Here is a 15,232-nt window from a genome sequence, read left to right as displayed (position 1 = left end):
TACCTCACTGTTTTAATAAGATTTTTTACTAACCCGCAAAGTCAGTAATCTTATTTTACTCTGAGGTATTTTTTTCTCAACCCTCTTTCTCGGAATTCCCTATATTTGAATTATACAGGAAGCTCCTTTACCTGCAATCAGGACACCCCATTTACATATCTGCCATGTGTTATGAAAAGTATAGCATATCCGGCTTTCCTATTCCATGTTTTCCGGCCTTTTCCGTTTTTGCTATTTATAGATCAGGGTAAGAAAATTTACGAGCCATCCGGGAAGCCCCGGATTGTAGGTTAGGATAAAATCCTTCATGGCTTCCTTTGATGTGAGACTGTCCGTCACGGTCATATTCCATCCACTTATCCTGGCGCCCTGCATGCCGGCCGCCGTCTTTCCGCTTACCGACACTCCGGTGGCAACCTCCTTCCCCGCCGCCGCAACTCCGGTGGCATAAATCCCCACACTGGAAATACCGCCTGTCACAATTCCCATCGCAACCACTCCAACTGTCATCGCTCCCAGGGAAATAACCCCCAGGGAAAAAAGCAGTCCCAGAGACAGTACACCAAAACTGAGTACGCCAGCTGAAAAAATCCCCACGCTCACCACTCCAAATGCCAGATTACCCACTGCAATGATTCCCCATGCCGCATCCCTGAGCCTGACCTTCCCGTTTCCGCCTCCGAATTTCACATGAACCAGAGGAAGGCCAAAAACAGAAGCCTTGCTTTTATATTCAAAACCTTCCCTGCAGCCGATAAATTCCTTTATTTCATTCAGGGATTTCTTCATTTCCTCAGTTTCCCGCGATGAAGTCTCCGGCCATCCGGCATCCATTTCCCACTGTCCGCTATCCTGCTGCCTCTTGATATCACTGCCTCCCAGGCCCTTCCCCGCACCGTAGTCCGGTACGTCTTCCACTCCTGGAAATCTTCCGTTCCGGTTTTCACAGTCATCAATCAACAGATAATCCAGGGACACCTGGAACAGTCCGGAAATTGCAATCAGCTTGCTGATTTCCGGCATGGTTTTATCCGCTTCCCATTTACTGACGGACTGCCTTGAGACCTCCAGGTATTCCGCCAGCTGCTCCTGGGACAATCCCTTTTCCCTGCGCAGCACAATCAGCTTATCACAAAATTTTTTCATAAACACTCCTATCCGCCGTCTGATTACGTTCTTCTTTTGCAACAGTTCATATAACTGGGCTGTTACCTTTTTTATAAGCTTATTTTTCCACAGAAGGCCTGTATTTACAAGAAATCAGCATATTGCAATTTGTCACCCACAGGTTGCATCCCTGTAAATCCGGCATTTTCATGTCTTTGTCTAAAAAATAAGACAGGGTCTCTTTTCAGATACCCTGCCCTGCACACCGCCCTTTTGCCGGTACTCATTCATTTTCTTTCCGTGCCGATACGATCAGCATCATCGGCCGGCGCATTTCGTCACGCATCCCCGGAACCGTATCCAGCATTTCCTCCGGCGGCTGCGGCTCCTGGACATCCATAATAGCAAAGCCTTTTTTTATCAAAGTGGAAATATATGTTGTCAGTGTCCTGTGATACTTGATTACAGGCTCCCCCAGGAAAACAGCATTTCTTTTTCCCTCATAATAGTAATTATCCACCGGAAAATGAAGAGGTTTTCCATTTTATCATAAAACCAGTCCTGGCTTCCCTCTGCGGTAAAAACAGGATGCTCCGCAGAAAAAATAAAATATCCACCAGGACGTAAAAATTTTCGGATCTTATCCACAATCTGATCATAATCCCTGATGTAATGAAGTGCAAGGGAACTTAACACAATGTCAAATTCGCCTTCCTCAAACTGCGCATCTTCAACAGGGCAGCACAGATACGTTATATTTTCTCTGCTGTGGCGGTTTTCTGCCTCCTTCAGCATCTTCTCTGAAATATCCACACCCACCACCTGCACAGCGCCGTGATCCGCCGCATATTCACAATGCCAGCCATAGCCGCAGCCAAGATCAAGAACTTTCTTCCCTGTAAAATCCGGAAGCATTTCCTTCAGGGTTTTCCATTCGCCTGCTCCCTCCAGCCCTTTCTTCGACCGCTCCATCTGACTGTATTTATCAAAAAAAACATTCTCATCATATTTATTTTCTTTCAAGATTATCCCTCATCTTCTCTTCCCATTCTTTTTCCTTAAAGCCTGTCAGTATAAAATCCTCCGCCACAATGAGAGGGCGCTTTACCAGCATGCCATCCGTGGCAAGAAGCTTCAGCTGATCCTCCTCACTCATTTCCGGCAGCTTGTCCTTCAGCCCCAGCTCCTTATATTTCAGGCCGCTTGTGTTAAAAAACCTTTTTAACGGCAGCCCGCTTCTTTTATACCATTCCTTCAGTTCTTCCTCCGTAGGATTATTCTGGGCTATATGCCTGTCCTCATAGCTTATTTTTCTTTCATCCAGCCATTTTTTTGCTTTCTGGCAGGTGGAACACTTGGGATATTCTATAAATAACATGGCTTTACACTCCTTTTTACCTATTTTGTTTTTACAGCTGCGGCACAATCACATCCATACAGCAGTTCATCATGCTTATTGCATCACGGGCTTCCGCATTGATTGCAATCACGGCATTTTTTTCAGGAAGCTCAATGGCGAACTGTCCGTACTTACCGTCTGCGCGGTAGGAATCATAAGGGCCTCTCCAGAAAAGATAGCCATAACCATCTTCCCCGTTTTCCACCTGTTTTCTCACGGCTTCCTTCATATATGCCCTGGGAATCAGCTGCTTTCCGTCCCATTCCCCTTCCTGCAGGCAAAGCTGGCCGAACTTCATCAGCTCCGTCACACATAAGAACAAACCGCCCGCGCCGAAGCTATATCCAAAAGGATCCGTTTCCCAGGTCGGCCTTCTGATTCCCATGGGCTCAAACAGCCTGGGCATCAGATAATTTATCAAATCGCAGCCCGCTCTTCTCTGCACCAGGATACCGGCCAGATAAGGCCCCACATTATTATACAGGAAACAGGTTCCCGGCTCCTGTGTGAAAGGCCGGGACAGACTGTAGCGCACCCAATCCTTTTCTTCCATAAACGGACGCTGTTCCCCCATGAGATAAGCGCCGTCCTGTCCGAGGCACATGGTAAGCAAATCCCGCACCGTGGCCTTCTGCAGATTTTCTGAAGGATTTTCAGGGACTTCCTCCCGGAACACATCGCAGAGCTTTTCCTCCAGGCCAAGCAGCCCTTCCCGCTCCGCAATTCCCACCGCTGCGCTGGTAAAGCTTTTGCTGGCGGAATACTGGTTTCTTCGCATCTCCACGTCCCAGTCCCTTTTCAGAATCACCTGTCCGTCCTTCATGACAGCCAGATTTACGATCCTCATCTCTTCCGCTTTGTACTCAATTTCCCTGATATCCATTTTCATATCCCCTTGTTTTGCAGGGCAGAATTTGGTTTTTCCGCCGCTTCCGGCTTTTACCCTTTTTATCAAATTATATATTATCAAACAGGCTCAGCTGCGTACATTCATAGCCCCGCTTATAAGCCCTGACAATGTGCTTCATCTCATAAAGAATCCCGAATTTGCTGCATTCCTGGGTAAATACCTCCCAAAGTGCGGCGGCTCTGGGACTGGTACATTTATAGCGGATCCCATACCTTTTCTGATACCGGGATACATAATCTTCTTCCGGAAAAATCTCCTTCAGCTTAGCATAATACCATTCCCGCTGCCGTTCCCTCATTGTCATGCCAAACGCCGGGTAAATGAATTTTGCCCCGGCCTCATGGGCCTTTCGTACAATGGAAACCACATTTTCCTCATTATCCTCCAGAAAGGGAAGGACAGGCATCAGAAGAATGCCCGTAAAAATCCCCGCCTCACTCAGCCTTTTTACCGCTTCAAAACGGGCGGAGGAGGGGCATACCCCCGGTTCCAATTTGGAGGCAAGCCCATCCCCTGCAGCAGTAATTGTAATCTTGCATAAAACCGGGGAATGCTCTTTGATATCTGAGAGGATATCAATATCCCTCAAAATCAAATCGCTTTTTGTTGCAATCGCCGCTCCAAAACCAAATGCGTCCACCAACTGGAGCGCATGTTTCGTCAGCTCTTCCTTTTTTTCAAAAGGATTGTAGGGATCACTCATAGCCCCCGTGCCTACCACACCGGTTTTTACCTTCCGCCGCAAATCATCCCGTATGATCCGCAGCGCATCCTCCTTGGCCCTTACCGTATCAAAATGATCAATCTGATAGCAGGCGGAACGGCTGTCACAGTAAATACACCCATGGCAGCATCCCCTGTAAATATTCATATTGTAATCAATACCAAACCATGCCGTGGACTTTGTCCTGGTCACAATTGTTTTCGCGGGTACGTATTCCAAATTAAGCCACTCCCATGTACTGCATGCAAAAGCCTACGGCCTCCTCCAGCACTCCGCCAAAGAATCCTGCGCTTTCCGCCGTCATAAAACCCGCAGCCATTAAAGCCGCGCCCAACACTAATACACTGCCGCAAAGCAGTGCCTTTTTCTTTTCCATAGATAAATCTCCTCATAAACAGAACAACCAGTGTAACTGACGGCCTTCTTCAATGATCCGGCCTCTGCCTGAACGGCAAATTTCAGTACTTCTCCTCAATATATTCTTTATATTCTCTTTTTCCGAATTTGTCTATTCTTTTTTACAATTTCCATGCAAATTATGTAACAGTTCAGCCTTCGGCCAAACTGTTACTGCATCCGCCCATGATAAGCGCCTTCGGCGAGGGGTGGATGCCTGCTGCCACCACGTTTTCTCACGGTTTGCGCAGTGAATGCGCAAACCTGCCTGAACTGTTACCAAATTATGAACCTGTGGATTTATAATGTTTCAGGCCGATCCGGAAGAAAATATAACAGGGAAGAAGAAAAAGAAGGGATATTACGGGCATTAACATATAAACCGGACTCTGCTTCCTGTCCATCAGATAAAGAAGCGGATAATATTGAAAAAGCGCCAGAGGAATCACAAAGGTCAGAACCTTGAGAATACCACTGCCATAGACGGAAAAGGGATATTTTCCAAACTCACGCGCCCCGTAGGTGAATATATTCATAAAATTGAGATTCTGAATTGTAAAAAAAGTAAATGTGGCCTTCAGAAGAAAAAGGCTGAAAAATAATATGCTTCCGCAAAGTATCATGAGAAAGAGGGTTACGATTTTTTTCCAGTCCCAAAGGATACCGCTTCCCGGAACCGCGTAGCACAGCACAATTACAGCCTGGATCAGCAGGCCGAGACGTGTGAAATCCATATTGGGAACCAGTATCTGCAGAATAATGTTTCTCGGGCGGACGAGGGCGCGGTCAAATTCACCATTTCCCATAATTCTTGGAAATACGGCCAGGCCGCCGCCGAACATTTCTCCAATGGCAAAAGCCATCATTACTACGGCAAAGCACAGTAATACCTGGTTATAGTTAAAATCATCAATAGCATTTACCCTGGAGAAAATAAAATACAGCCCAAAAAAGGAAGTGAAGGCCGTAATAAACTGCCCCAACGTTGTCAGCAGAAAAGAAACCCGGTACTGCATCTGGCTTTTCAGATTCATGGCCACCAAATTCATATAAAGCTTCATACTTCTCACCCTCCCTGTACCACGACTTTTTTAAGAGACGCCCTCATAAAAAGCTGTCCGGTTAAAACCAGGGCAGCCAGCCAAAATAGCTGGAAAAAGACACCCTGCATGGCATCCATACCGGTCAGCTTTCCGCAGAATATCTGCAGCGGCATATTCTGCATCGCCGCAAAGGGAAGTACCCTCACCACAGTCAGTACCTGATCCGGAAAAAATGGGAGCGGTATCACGCCGCCAGACAAAAATGTGGTGATCGCCGTCACTATGATTTTTATCCCTCTCTGCGATACTATGTAAAAAAGCGAAACATACATCAGCATGGCAAAGGCTACCACAACGCCCAGGGCAAGAGCCGCGGATATGAAGAAAAGAAGGATCTGCATCAGATTCTGGGGCAAAGCCATCCTGTACGGCTTCGGAAGGAGCGCCGCAATCAACAATACCGGCAGGCTGTTCACAGACATAAACGCCACCCGGTTCGCCGCGGACTGGGAAAACCAGCGGCCGTACAGCCCCATTGGGCGCACAAGCTCATAGGCTATGGAACCGCTGCCGATAGCCGTATAAATTTCCTCATCACCAAACACCACTGAATACATGAGAAATAATATCTGCTGCATCCAAACATAGGATACGGTCTGCGAAAACTCCATTGGAAAGGCATTTCCCGCAGTGCGGTAAAGGGCGGTATATGCCAGGATTTCCATAAATGCCCATGCGAAGCTTTTCAGAATTTCTCCAAACGCAGCGGCCCGGTACTGCAGACTGTTGATAAAACGGATGCGGAACACCGTAATGTATTTTTTCATGATGGTACTCCTTTTGATGGGGATGATTTAGAAGGTTTACTTTATTTCGGGGGATCTTTATCATACGCGTTGCGGTGATATTTTTCAAGTGATTAATAGTAGATAAAGGCAGAAAATAAAAAATTAAATTATTTTAAATATTGAAGTATTTTTTACGATATATTGCAAATCAACGTGAATAGTGCTATCATAATGATATAGAAGGTGCTACCTATAGACAGTTGTCCCATTCATTGAATTTGACTAGAAATAACCTCCAATCTTTCTCAGGGACGTGGTTGTTATTTCTTTGCTTCTATGTAAGCTATCAAAAGTGGAATTATGATTGCAAGAATGTAACAGTTCAGTCTTCGGCCGAACTGTTACTGCATCCGCCCATTATAAGTCGCCTTCGGCGAGTGGCGGATGCCTGCTGTCACCACGTTTTCTCACGGTTTGCGCAGTAAATGCGCAAACCTGCCTGAACTGTCACACAAGAATTCTTTAATAGCAGAAAAGATCTTGCAGAAAAGCGATAAAAGTGTTAATATATTTACATAAAAGGTGCTACCGATAGACGGTTGCCCCATTAAAATTTTAGCTGAAATAACCGCCAATCTTTGTTAGGGACACGGCGGTTATTTCTTTGCTTCTATGTAAGCTATCAATAGCGGAATAATGATTGCAAGAATCATTAACACCAGCGATAACAGTTCAAAGTCGCTCATTATCCATTCCCTCTTTCGTATCATATTCCTGAAAACAGGTTTCTATGTAATCAGAGGGTCACAAAGGATGCTGGCATCCTTTTCCCTCCGTAAGAGGGCAACCGCCTACCGTGTAGGGTAGCACCGTTTATAGTATATCAAAAAATAATAAATGAAACAATAACTATATCTATAAAATGTTTATAAACAATTACTTTGGAGAGTATTTTATATTATTTTCTATATTTCTTTCTATTAATCTTCCCCCATCCTTAAATCCTTTTTTTATCCAATCTGACAAAGCAACTGCTTCTAAAACCTCTTATTACTGCCTTTTCAAAAATCATTTCCAACCATCCCGCCCCCAACAAAAATAAGAAGCCCTATACCGTCAATCCAAACAGTACAGGGCCTCATACCATACATACGCCAGCCAGCGCACGTTTCCCATCAGCTAAACCTTTGCCAAAACTCTCAGATTTCCCCATTCAAGGAAAACTCTCAGCACTCCCCATTCAGTGAAAACATCAGCGTATCCCCCATACGCATCTCAACCTCCAGCTTTGTCACATTATGTCCGTAATACCTCTTCTCATACACCTCAAAGGGGCTGCATTCCTTTTTGAAATAAACCGTATGCTTTCCCTTATAAGAGGCATGGACCATCACAAAATTCTTATTGGCATAAAGCACATCATCATCCTTATTGTAAAGATGGCATCCGGCATACTCCGCCAGGGAAGCCAGCAGCTCAGACCGCATAATCTGGGGCGCGCAGTACACACTCGTCCAGCCGTCCATCTCCTTCAACCCATAAGCAGGAAGTCCCAGCTCGCAATAAGTGCCCAGAATCTCCGCCTCCGGATCATCAATATAAAAACCAGGATTCATATAGGCAGGCAGAATTACATTTTCCAGCCATACATTGGAATGCACATCCCTGTCAATATAGCCATACCTGCGATCCTCCACCGCGTACCGCACCGCCGGATGATCTAGCCTGCTTATCTTAAACCTGGGCGAACATGTATGATCAATCCGCCCCGTCTTAAACCCGGTCAGCTGCTCTATATTTTCATTGCACATCACAGCTTCTGCATCCGGGTTAATGAAGCCCGGCGCATACAGCCAAAGCACTACCGCATGATTTTTCCTGGCCTTCCGGATAATTGCTTCTCTTTCCTCATCCGTCAGCCGGAAAACATTCATCATCACATATAGCTTATAATCCGGCATATCGTCCCTGATACAGTCATTATGGAAATAATAATCCACCGGAGCGCCGATCCTTGCCAAATCGGAGGTTCTGTAATAATCCAGCATCAGCGTATTCGTATACATGGAAACCGTATGGCAGCTCTCCTGATCATAAATCAGGGCAATTTCATTTTCTTTATTTCTGTCCAGCCCATAGGCAAAACGCGCGATTTCCTCCTGCCTGCGAAACAGCTTATAAATCTCCTCATGCTGATAACGCCCGCCTTCCGCATGCTGATCAAACCACCATGCATAAATATCCTCGCACAGCACCCGTGCAAAATCCCTCTTCAAAGTTACAATACTGTCCCTCACATCATACAGCCCCATGGCATCCCGGTAAAAGCTGTCCTCCAGATGCGTCCTGCTGTCCTCCTCCGCCACAAACATCTGTCCGCGGAGCCTGAAGGAATCCTGCATCTCACGCTGCGCCACACAGCCGCCCGGCTCCCGGTTGTTATAGACCCCCGGCGCCGCCAGAAAATCCACATACCCGCAGTCGAGTATCGGAAGCGTGGAAGTAGCCGTACTGCTGTTAAAGAAATCCGTGCAACCATAAGAGCCATAAAACGCCCCTACGATTTTCCCTGCATAACGCTCCTTCAAAAGCCTGGCAAAATAAATGATTGCATCCGCCGTAACCTCATGGAAAGCGTCATAAAAGTCTGCCACATACCTGTAATCCTCCATATTCAGGAACACCCCAAGATTGGCAGCCTTCTCCGCGTCCATATCAATATTTTTCCCAATAATACGGTCCGCGCTCTCATAATACTTCATGGCATCCATGATGCCCTCTTCCATGAAAATAAAATACTGCTCCTGCACATTGGGAATCACCGGCTTATCAAAGGAAGCATCCTCCCTCTTCCAGGCTTTTTTCAGCTTTTCCTCCGAACCATATCTTTTTTTCAGAAACTCTCCATAAAACTTCACAAATGCAGGAGAGAAATCTCCATACTTATTTTTCGTTCTGTCACAAAGTACATTTACCGGATACCACTCCGAGGTTCCCCCCGCCGCCAGAAAATATCCGATTACCCTGTCTGCAAACGGAAGAGAATCCACCTCATCACAGAATTCCTTCAGCGCTTTTCCCGCCGCCTCCCTCCACTTTTCGGAAGCAAACGAATACATTCCCGGAATCTCATCCCGATGCACCTCAGAAGCCAGGATTGCAGGCTCATGGCTTCCATCCTGATAAGTAATCAGCTCATCCTTATTCTCCTCCATCCAGTCAACCGGAGGATGCAGTCCGATTCTCACAATAATATAAGCATCCGGCACCTCATTAAGAAGCGTCCGGGCGTTCTTTACAAACGCCTCCATCCCGCTGTCCTCATGCTGCTTTATTCCGGATTCATCCACAAAATCCCGCCCCGGCCTCAGCCAGTCCGTATTTGTCATCAAAAAGAAAACCTCCAGCCCCGACTCCCCCAGCCGTTTAATATATTCAGCCTTATGAAACCGCGTAGTCATAGCCATCGGCGGATATGCCCTGCCGTCAATCACCAAAGCCGGACTTCCATTCACCTTCTTAACCTCAGCAAAACTCATCTAAAGCCCCTCTCTTTCCTTCACATATCAGGCGCCTGAACTGTTACTTTCTTTATTCCTTTACAGATCCTACAGTGATCCCCTTTACAAAGAACTTCTGTAAAAACGGATAAACAACCAAAATAGGAATAATGGAAATAAACAGCTGTGCGCTTCTTACCGTTTTTTCACTGAGGCTGGACAGCAAAGCCAACTGCTCAGGAGTCATATTTGTCATAGTCTGGTTATTATTGATAATCTGCGTTGCCAGATAGGTTGCCATAGGATAATTATTCGGATTGTTCATATAGAACATTCCATCGAACCATGAATTCCAATGGCCGATCATGGAAAACAGCAGCAGCGAAGCCAGGGACGGTTTGGACATGGGCAGAATCACCTGAAACAGCGTCTGCCAGTGATTGGCCCCATCCACAAAGGCCGCCTCCTCCACCGCCCTGGGCAGCCCCCTGATAAAGTTCATCATGATGATTACATTCCAGATATTCATGGCGCAGGGAAGGATCAGAACCCAGAAGCTGTCCAGAAGATGCAGGTTTTTAATAATCATGTATGTAGGGATCAGGCCGCCGCCCAGGAACATGGTTATGGCAAAATACACCATATACCAGGTACGTCCCCTGAAATGAATCGGGGAACGGGAAAGCGGGTAAGCAGTCAGTATGATCAGAATCATATTCAGCGCCGTACCTATCACAACTCTTCCGCCTGCAATTCCCACGGAATGGAAGAAATCCTTCTTTTTCATCAGATATTCATAAGCGGAAAGGGAAAACTCCACCGGAATAAAGGTTACACGCCCTGCCATAGCGGCATTGCTGCTGCTTAAGGACATGGCAAGGACATGCAGAATCGGGAAAATACAGGTCAGCGCCACAAGCGTCAGGACGACCGTATTAAACACCTGATAAACATAATAAGAACCGGAACGTTTGATTTTCATCTGCCTGCCCCCTTTTAAAATACACGGTAATCGCTCTTTTTATAGAGAATCAGATAACTGGTTCCCACAAAGATCAGCGAAATTACCGATTTAAACAGTCCCATAGCCGCCGCGGCTGAATACTGGTGACTCGTCATACCAAGCCTGTAAACCAGGGTATCCAGAATATCCACAGTCCTTTCAACGGTAGGGTTATACATAATCAAAATCTGCTCAAATCCAGCATTCAGGATATTTCCCAGGCCAAGTACAGTAAGAACCGCCACCATGGGAAGTATGCTGGGAAGCGTTACATGAAGCACCTGTTTCCAACGACCCGCGCCGTCAACCTGGGCAGCCTCGTAAAGAGTAGGATCCACATTGGTGATAGCCGCCAGCAGCAGCACCGTATTATAACCCATCCCCTTCCATACATCTGAACCGATAATAATCGTTCTAAAGTACTTGTTGCTTACCAGGAAGGCCGTGGGCTCCATGCCGAACAGATGCATCATTGTGTTGTTGATAATACCGTCATAAGCAAAAATCTCAAGAATCATTCCCGCAAGTATCGCCCAGGAAAAGAAATAGGGAATGAATACGATTGTCTGCACAGAACGCTTGAACCAGCTTTTTGTTACCTCATTCAGCATCAGCGACAGTATCAGAGGCACCAGTATGCTTAATATGATTTTAAAAAAAGAAATGATCATAGTGTTTACAAAAGCCGTCCTGAAGCTTGGCATTGTAAAAATATACTGGAACTGCTTCAGTCCCACAAAGGGAGACTCCCGAAAGCCCATCAGGGGTTTAAAATCCTGAAATGCCATAACCAGGCCAAAGATTGGCAGATATGCAAAAACAGTGGTAAACACCACCGCCGGTATCAGCATGACATGAAGCTCTCTGGTCCTGTACAGGCTCTTTTTTTTCTTTTTCACTTTTAATTCCGTTTTCTGCTGTGCCATGGACATTTACTCCTCTCCAAGCCGATAAGGAAAATGCCATATTTTACATGTAAAATATGGCACACTTCCTTATTTGGGCTGCATTTTAAAACTATTTATTATTCTGATACCATTCATTTACTTCTTTTGCAATTTCATCGCCGCCCTGTGCTTTCCACTGCTCTACGAATTTGTCAAAGTCGGAGACAGGTGTTTCGCCCATTACCATGCTTAAGAAGGTGTTATTGCGCAGCTTGTCAAGCTCGGCTTTCCTGGATATCATTGCGGGTGTTGTAACATAAACCTCATCATAAATAATGTCTGCTGTTTCGATGGTATGAATCATATTGGCAACGCCGCCGTCCGGGGCAAGCCGGCTGAAATAGGTTCCCCAGGCAACTCCGTCATCCGGGTTTTCTTTATAGTTCAGATAAGAAGCCCAGGAACCCCAGAACTCATTATTCTTTGCTGCATCTGCCTCTGTAATTTCCGTCTTTCCCTCCTCTGCCAGCTTGTTGATAACCTCAAAGTTTGTTCTTAAGCAGGTAGGGGAATAGATACGGTAAGGAAGCCATGTATAAACGTAGCTGTGCCATTCTGTTTTTTCTTCCTCTGTCATTGCATTCTGTTTTTCAGGATTGCTGTTTTCAAGCGTATACTGTAAGGACCAGTACATCATCTTGAATACGGCTTCCGGATTCTTGCAGTCGCGCCCAACCACTACAAAGTTATTTACCGGATAACGGTCAACCATGACAGCGGGCTGCTTTCCATCAGGGGAAAGATTGGGCCCAATTACCCAGTTGGATTCGGGATGCTCCACCTTATTGGTATTTAACGGCCAGTTGGGAACCCACCAGGATGCGGGAACGATTGCATATTTCCCGGCCACGATGTCGTTTACAATCGGAGAATCCGCTGCCCAGATATCATATGCGGCAAAATCCTTCTGGAAATAGCCTTTGTTATACCACTCGTTCAGCTTGGTCAGAGTGGTCTTTATTCCTTCATCAATACCTGCATACTGCAGTGTTCCGTCTTTATCATACCAGCCATCGGCCCATGTCTCATAAGCATGGAAGAAAGGCTCAAAATCTGCAAGCTGCGCATCTGCGTAATTCTTGCAGGCAGGGATTACAGGTCCGCCGATCTTACCGTCGCCGTTATAATCAACTTCCATCAGCTTGTCACAAAGCGCTTCAAACTCATCTATTGTTTTGGGAAGCTGATCAACGGATGTAATTCCCACACTCTCAAGCTGAGTCATATTATAAATCATCTGAGAGGTCGTCTGCGCAGGATCCGTGCCCATGGGCAGACCATAAATTTTTCCGTCTTTTTTCGCAACATTGATGAAATTTCCGTCATAATTGAAAATGTTGTCCAGATCATCACAACGGTACTTCTCGTAATACTCAGTCAGATCCGCAAGGCCGCCCTGGCTTGCCAGGTCTTCAAAATCGTTGGGATTTACCATGAATACATCCGGCAGATTTCCGGCTGCCAGCTCGGCGCCGAACTTCTCTTCGTACTGATCCGCATTCACGATCCAGTCATAAATTAGGTTAATGTTCATTTCTTCCTTCAGAAGCTTTACTGCTGTAGACGTTTCAGGCGTGCAATCCGTAGGTGTTTTGGGATCCTCGGATTCCCTGTACTGAAGTACGATATGGATGTCCACCGGTTCTTCATAAGGCTCCAGCAGAAGCTCCTCCGCGCTCTTTGCCGACTCACCGGAATCTGCTGGCGCAGCGGTGTCATTTGCACCTGAAGCTTCCGTACTTGCAGCATCCGCTCCGGCCGAAGCGCCGCCGCCTGATGAAGCGGACTTACTGTCTCCGCATCCGGCCAGACATCCGGCTACCATAGCTGCTGAAAGAAGTACTGCAATCAATTTCTTCTTCATACTTTATCCCCCTTATTATGATCGTTTATTTACTGTTTATAATTATATCAATTATAATTATTATTTTAAGGTTCTTTTGTACATAAAAACGGGATAATTGTATTTTTTCATTTTTTCAAATACAATTATCCCCTTTTTGTAATACAATTGTGCACTTTTACTATTTAAATAATAATTTCATTTCTTTTTTAGTTATTTTCACGGTACTGTCTTGGATTTTCTCCCGTTCTTTCCCTGAAAATCCTTCGGAAATAGTGTTCATCCATATAACCAACCTGACTTGCAATCCAATAAATGGGTTGTTTTGTCTCCACCAGGTATTTTTTTGCCGATTCAATACGCATATCATTCAGATAAGTCACAAATGTCTTTCCTGTAACCTTCTTAAAATTCTTGGAAAAATGGCTTTTGCTCATACCGGTCAGACGGAGAAGCTCCTCCAGCGTAATATCCCTGTCCATATGCTCCCTGATATAATTCATGGCCTTATGTATGGCCTCCATCGTGCCGATTTCCTCATCGCCTTCCCCAATCTTTTTCAGCACCAGGCCCCGTACTTCATCAAACCATTCCCGCCACTGATACCACCACCTAAAGCCGCCCACCTCCTCAAAATATCTGGTAAAATCCTTCCCGGAGAACTCCGACCAGTACAGGCTGAACTGATAAAAAACAGCCGTCCTTTCTTCCCTGGAAAGCGCCGCGTGACGGATTTTGGCCATTCCCGCTTCATAGCATTCCTCATGTAGCATGAACTCCATCCGGAGGCTTAAATCCAGAAGTTCCTTCCTGGAAGCCCCGGGCTGCTCCTGCAGCAGCTCCGGATATAGATATGCATAGGTAAAACAGGAGGGCTTTCTATCCTCAAACAACTTTCCCGCCACCACCGTTTTCATCAAATCCTCCAGCTGATCATAGGGAACCCCTTTTACCTGTTTGATCTCCAGGAGCGAGCATCTGTCTGCCCCGAAATCCTCTATCAGGGATTTCAGCCGGATGATATTGCACTCCCCGGAAAAAAGAAGATGAGTCTCACTTAAGAATTCAAAAGGAATATTATTCTTTTCCAGAAGCTTAACCGCCTCTCCTCCCTGCTCCTTTTCCTCCGTCTCCCAGACATAAACCTCATTATAAAGCACATTCCTTTTGCCAAGCTGTGTATGGCGCATCGTCTCCTGATAACGTATTTTAATCCCGTTCATCAGGGCGTCCACGTTCTCCTCCTCTATCTGCGCCTTTGTGATATAATCCAGGATCCCGATTCTCACGGCCTGCTGAATCAATTCAAATTCCTGGTGCATGGTGAGAACTACGATCTGGATTTTCGGACTGACCCGCTTCACCTCCTGAAGAAAAGGAATCCCGGAAAGCCCCGGCATTTCCAAATCCGAAAAAAGAAGATCCACCTCTTCCCGCTTCAGGAATTCCACTGTTTCCTCCCTGCTTCCCGAATCACCCACGATCTCCATACCGAACCTTTCCCAGTCAATCAGTCCGATAATCCCCCGGCGGACCAGTTTTTCATCATCCACTACAAATACCTTAATCATT

The 15,232-nt window shown here is 46.0% G+C and carries 12 protein-coding genes and 1 pseudogene; all 13 read right to left on the bottom strand.

The window, feature by feature from the left end; translation table 11 throughout:
- Positions 1–231 precede the first annotated feature (231 nt).
- Complete coding sequence (locus tag FYJ45_RS22635) at positions 232–1,146, bottom strand: helix-turn-helix transcriptional regulator (RefSeq protein WP_021640093.1); 915 nt, start codon at positions 1,144–1,146, stop codon at positions 232–234.
- A 244-nt stretch (positions 1,147–1,390) separates the two neighbouring features.
- Positions 1,391–2,130 (bottom strand): annotated as a pseudogene (locus tag FYJ45_RS22630) (class I SAM-dependent methyltransferase).
- Positions 2,117–2,485: an arsenate reductase family protein gene (locus FYJ45_RS22625; RefSeq protein WP_021640089.1), complete on the bottom strand. Its 369-nt coding sequence runs from the start codon at positions 2,483–2,485 to the stop codon at positions 2,117–2,119. Before FYJ45_RS22625 ends, FYJ45_RS22630 begins: the two are co-directional and overlap by 14 nt.
- A 31-nt stretch (positions 2,486–2,516) precedes the next feature.
- Positions 2,517–3,389: a serine hydrolase domain-containing protein gene (locus FYJ45_RS22620; RefSeq protein WP_035324298.1), complete on the bottom strand. Its 873-nt coding sequence runs from the start codon at positions 3,387–3,389 to the stop codon at positions 2,517–2,519.
- 73 nt (positions 3,390–3,462) lie between these two features.
- Positions 3,463–4,359, bottom strand: coding sequence for an SPL family radical SAM protein (locus FYJ45_RS22615; RefSeq protein ID WP_154467337.1), 897 nt, complete (start codon positions 4,357–4,359; stop codon positions 3,463–3,465).
- A 1-nt stretch (position 4,360) separates the two neighbouring features.
- Positions 4,361–4,516 carry a hypothetical protein gene (locus FYJ45_RS22610; RefSeq protein ID WP_154467336.1) on the bottom strand — a complete coding sequence of 52 codons (156 nt, stop codon included), beginning with the start codon at positions 4,514–4,516 and terminating at the stop codon, positions 4,361–4,363.
- 304 nt (positions 4,517–4,820) lie between these two features.
- On the bottom strand, positions 4,821–5,597 hold the full coding sequence (locus FYJ45_RS22605) for an ABC transporter permease (protein WP_195841942.1): 777 nt from the start codon (positions 5,595–5,597) through the stop codon (positions 4,821–4,823).
- A gap of 5 nt (positions 5,598–5,602) precedes the next feature.
- Positions 5,603–6,406 carry an ABC transporter permease gene (locus FYJ45_RS22600; RefSeq protein WP_154467335.1) on the bottom strand — a complete coding sequence of 268 codons (804 nt, stop codon included), beginning with the start codon at positions 6,404–6,406 and terminating at the stop codon, positions 5,603–5,605.
- 1,187 nt (positions 6,407–7,593) lie between these two features.
- Positions 7,594–9,906 carry a hypothetical protein gene (locus FYJ45_RS22595; protein ID WP_154467334.1) on the bottom strand — a complete coding sequence of 771 codons (2,313 nt, stop codon included), beginning with the start codon at positions 9,904–9,906 and terminating at the stop codon, positions 7,594–7,596.
- 52 nt (positions 9,907–9,958) lie between these two features.
- Positions 9,959–10,849 carry a carbohydrate ABC transporter permease gene (locus FYJ45_RS22590; protein ID WP_154467333.1) on the bottom strand — a complete coding sequence of 297 codons (891 nt, stop codon included), beginning with the start codon at positions 10,847–10,849 and terminating at the stop codon, positions 9,959–9,961.
- Between the two features lie 14 nt (positions 10,850–10,863).
- Positions 10,864–11,796, bottom strand: a complete 933-nt coding sequence (locus FYJ45_RS22585; RefSeq protein WP_154467332.1) for an ABC transporter permease — start codon at positions 11,794–11,796, stop codon at positions 10,864–10,866.
- Between the two features lie 91 nt (positions 11,797–11,887).
- Positions 11,888–13,681: an extracellular solute-binding protein gene (locus FYJ45_RS22580; RefSeq protein WP_154467331.1), complete on the bottom strand. Its 1,794-nt coding sequence runs from the start codon at positions 13,679–13,681 to the stop codon at positions 11,888–11,890.
- A 188-nt stretch (positions 13,682–13,869) separates the two neighbouring features.
- Positions 13,870–15,231: a response regulator gene (locus FYJ45_RS22575; protein ID WP_154467330.1), complete on the bottom strand. Its 1,362-nt coding sequence runs from the start codon at positions 15,229–15,231 to the stop codon at positions 13,870–13,872.
- Position 15,232: the final 1 nt, after the last annotated feature.

This window comes from Eisenbergiella porci, assembly GCF_009696275.1.
In the GTDB taxonomy this organism is placed as follows: Bacteria; Bacillota; Clostridia; order Lachnospirales; family Lachnospiraceae; genus Eisenbergiella; species Eisenbergiella porci.
This window is presented reverse-complemented; position numbering and strand designations above follow the sequence as displayed.

What these genes read in the sequence shown, in the direction of transcription:
- FYJ45_RS22635 (WP_021640093.1), bottom strand. Translation starts at nt 1,146, where the DNA reads ATGAAAAAATTTTGTGATAAGCTGATTGTGCTGCGCAGGGAAAAGGGA.
- FYJ45_RS22625 (WP_021640089.1), bottom strand. Translation starts at nt 2,485, where the DNA reads ATGTTATTTATAGAATATCCCAAGTGTTCCACCTGCCAGAAAGCAAAA.
- FYJ45_RS22620 (WP_035324298.1), bottom strand. Translation starts at nt 3,389, where the DNA reads ATGGATATCAGGGAAATTGAGTACAAAGCGGAAGAGATGAGGATCGTA.
- FYJ45_RS22610 (WP_154467336.1), bottom strand. Translation starts at nt 4,516, where the DNA reads ATGGAAAAGAAAAAGGCACTGCTTTGCGGCAGTGTATTAGTGTTGGGC.
- FYJ45_RS22605 (WP_195841942.1), bottom strand. Translation starts at nt 5,597, where the DNA reads ATGAAGCTTTATATGAATTTGGTGGCCATGAATCTGAAAAGCCAGATG.
- FYJ45_RS22600 (WP_154467335.1), bottom strand. Translation starts at nt 6,406, where the DNA reads ATGAAAAAATACATTACGGTGTTCCGCATCCGTTTTATCAACAGTCTG.
- FYJ45_RS22595 (WP_154467334.1), bottom strand. Translation starts at nt 9,906, where the DNA reads ATGAGTTTTGCTGAGGTTAAGAAGGTGAATGGAAGTCCGGCTTTGGTG.
- FYJ45_RS22590 (WP_154467333.1), bottom strand. Translation starts at nt 10,849, where the DNA reads ATGAAAATCAAACGTTCCGGTTCTTATTATGTTTATCAGGTGTTTAAT.
- FYJ45_RS22585 (WP_154467332.1), bottom strand. Translation starts at nt 11,796, where the DNA reads ATGGCACAGCAGAAAACGGAATTAAAAGTGAAAAAGAAAAAAAAGAGC.
- FYJ45_RS22580 (WP_154467331.1), bottom strand. Translation starts at nt 13,681, where the DNA reads ATGAAGAAGAAATTGATTGCAGTACTTCTTTCAGCAGCTATGGTAGCC.
- FYJ45_RS22575 (WP_154467330.1), bottom strand. Translation starts at nt 15,231, where the DNA reads ATGATTAAGGTATTTGTAGTGGATGATGAAAAACTGGTCCGCCGGGGG.